Annotated in this window: 4 protein-coding genes; all 4 read right to left on the bottom strand. The window is 38.5% G+C overall.

What is annotated here, in order from left to right:
- Nucleotides 1–125 precede the first annotated feature (125 nt).
- A complete protein-coding gene (locus tag CWC14_RS16510) occupies nucleotides 126–1,436 on the bottom strand; it encodes a protein rep (RefSeq protein WP_138563959.1) in 1,311 nt (436 codons plus the stop codon).
- A 135-nt stretch (nucleotides 1,437–1,571) separates the two neighbouring features.
- Entirely contained in the window at nucleotides 1,572–1,859 is a 288-nt protein-coding gene (locus tag CWC14_RS16515; protein WP_249928767.1) for a hypothetical protein, read from the bottom strand.
- A gap of 2 nt (nucleotides 1,860–1,861) precedes the next feature.
- Nucleotides 1,862–2,263: a hypothetical protein gene (locus CWC14_RS16520; RefSeq protein ID WP_138563961.1), complete on the bottom strand. Its 402-nt coding sequence runs from the start codon at nucleotides 2,261–2,263 to the stop codon at nucleotides 1,862–1,864.
- A 281-nt stretch (nucleotides 2,264–2,544) separates the two neighbouring features.
- A partial coding sequence (locus tag CWC14_RS19450) for a hypothetical protein (protein WP_212746561.1) occupies nucleotides 2,545–2,789 on the bottom strand: 245 nt, incomplete at its 5' end.

Consider the following 2,789-nt stretch of genomic DNA (forward strand, 5'->3'; position numbering starts at 1 on the left):
TTAGATCAACATTGTTAGTATCTTGCTTAGACATGGATAACTCCTCGAAAGTTGTTTATGTTAGTGTCAGGTAAGAGTTACCGCTCTACCTGACATGCCTATAAGATCACTTATTGACTAACTTTTCAACTCTCCTTTAATTTTAAAAGTTCAAAGTCACCTTCCCGTGAAACGGGCCCCTCCCTTGAACCCTTAAAATTAGGGTCGTTATGAATATCGGCTACAGTTTGAATTATGGAATTTAAGAAACCATGATTATTAAAAACACTATTAATCTTAGGCAAAGGTGAAGAACCTGAGCCAATGCGACTTAAAATTTCCTTATCTTGATTACTGTAACTTTTTTCAGTCTTAGGTATGGCCGACTGGAGAGAGTAACCCGCCTTAGTGTATTTATAGAAAAGTTCTATGTAAGGAAGATCCTCTAAAAGATCATCGGTCATTTTTTCGGGGATTTTTACACCCCAAAAACATCCAAAGCTACCAGTTAACCTTTTACCCTTAAGGTAAGAATAAGCTTCTATATTTTCTTTAGGTTTCAGGTCTGAAAACTTAAGTGCATATTTAAATACTTCTACAAAACCTTGAGCGGGGTCGCCCTCGATAGGCCTTATATCTACGATTTTGCTATCGCCTGTAATCTTTTGCCACTCTTTGCAAAGTTCTGATTCTTGAACAGCATCAGTATATTTTTTCCATAGAGCTTTTTCGTTTTTCTTATCCTGGGGAGAAAGTTTAGACCAGGCATCAGGTTTATGAAGAACGGGACGAATATTGAAAGGGAAATCAATCGGGTTTTCAGGGTCAAGCATAACAACCATGTGACAATGAGGATGCCAGCCAGATTTACTTTTAGTTAATTCGTAGCTAAATACGCCACCATCAGACTTACAAAGTTGACTTAACCCCCTGCCTTTTTCAATAAAATCTCGTCTGCGCTTCAAAAATTTTCGTACAGAAGTTTGAAGATGATCAAAACGTTCTGGTAATGACTCACCATTTTTAACCGTCAAAGTGAGCATGTAAGGACGCAAGGCGGTATTTTTAGCTACGACCTGCTCATACTTACCTAAATACCCCTGAACTTGCTTAGCGCCCCGTCTGATGGCGCACAATTGGCACATTAGATGATTCTTGCAAAAACTAGCTTTTGCTAGGCGCACTTGTCCCACAGTGTGGTACTGGTGAAAAACCAGATAATTACCACAACTACACAGTTGGCTTTGTAGCTTCTCGAAATTCAAAAGGGAATGAAGTTGAAAATTTGCCTTTTCCCCTTGGCTTAAACCACGAACATGGTTTAATATCTGTAATTGTCTGGTCTTTGCTTCGCTGTAGCGTTGCACTCTACCAGAGAAATTACATATTTCATTGAAGCCCTTGCTAGAGTCGCCCGCCAAAGCAGAATCTAGTGAGGGTTTTCTTTTTTCTGACATTTATTTTTCTTCCTTTGTCGTCACTTTATTTCTATGTATCAAGTAAGGCAAGCAGAGCTTGCAAAAAACCCCCAAGAGTGAGGACGGCAAAGGCAAGCTTTTGCCTGTCTCTCTCTCTTTTGGGGGTCTGTGTTTTTAGTGTGCAGCCGTAGGCTTAGAGCCTTTTGGAATGAAGTAAGTAATAGATTTACCATTTGCAAAAACCGATACCGGTACTCTGATAGATTTACCCTTAAGCCCTTCGAACAACTGTTTGTCATGAGTTGTTAGAGTTATAAGGTCGTTTCGACTTTCGCCGTTCTGGAGAACTACTTCACCCAGTATCTGAATTTTGTCTTGGCCACCGTATTCTTTTTCGTCCTTAACACCTTTTGGACTTTCAAAAATATTTATTAATTGGCCTGATAGAGTCAACATACTCATAATTATTCCTTATTAAAACTTTTGAAAGATGCGTTTAAACCACGCCATTCGGCACATTCGTTCTCAAAAGAACCAGCAGAATTTACAACTTGCATTTGGATGCCTTCAGGTAAGTTCTCGGTAATCAAAGAATCGACTTCAACAGATAAAGAATTTCTATCTTCATCTGATAGAGAAAGGAAAAGCTGTTCAGCATATAACTCTAAAGCAGGCTCTAATAATTCAATTCGAGTTTTACCAAAGCGAGCAGCGATAGCATCAAACATAAAAACTGTCGTAATTGGCGCTGTTAACGACATTTTGCGTTTGTGATAAGGGGTTTCTTCTGGTGGGTTATTTTTCATAGCTTCCTCAATATATAAATCATCAATAATCTTTGACGCCAATTGGTTTAGTGATTTCATAATACAGTCCTATTAAATTAGATTCTAGTTACGTCACTTGAGAATCTAATCTAGATTTTAATAAAAGTAAAGTTTTGCATCATAAGTAATAGGTTTTGCACTCTAGGTTGCACTATCGTTCTAACCTAGAGTGCCTATTGGAATTGGCGATTGGAATATTGCACACGGAAAACCTGAACGGATGAGTTGAACGGTAATTCAGCTAGGTTTATCAGGGGAGCGCGCTGCGCTCGGGGTTCTGTTTTCCAAATTTAATATTCTACCGCTTCGCGGGCTTCGGCCTATTGGCTTGTGATTTCCAAATTAACCTTGAAGTTAGGCCTTACATTAAACGGCAAGCCGTTTAATAAACCCATATCAATTACCTGTTGGGGAATAGCTTTAGAAAGTGAAATTATTGAACTTAAGTTTTCAGACTCTGAAACTAATAGGGATATTAATTCGTTAATTGAGTCGTCTGTTTTATGAAATGCGGATAGGCCAATAAGGGCAGTTAATAGATTTTCTATATTTTCGGCTGTAGTAA

This window comes from Pseudoalteromonas sp. S3260 (genome assembly GCF_005886925.1).
GTDB classification, from domain to species: Bacteria; Pseudomonadota; Gammaproteobacteria; order Enterobacterales; family Alteromonadaceae; genus Pseudoalteromonas; species Pseudoalteromonas tetraodonis.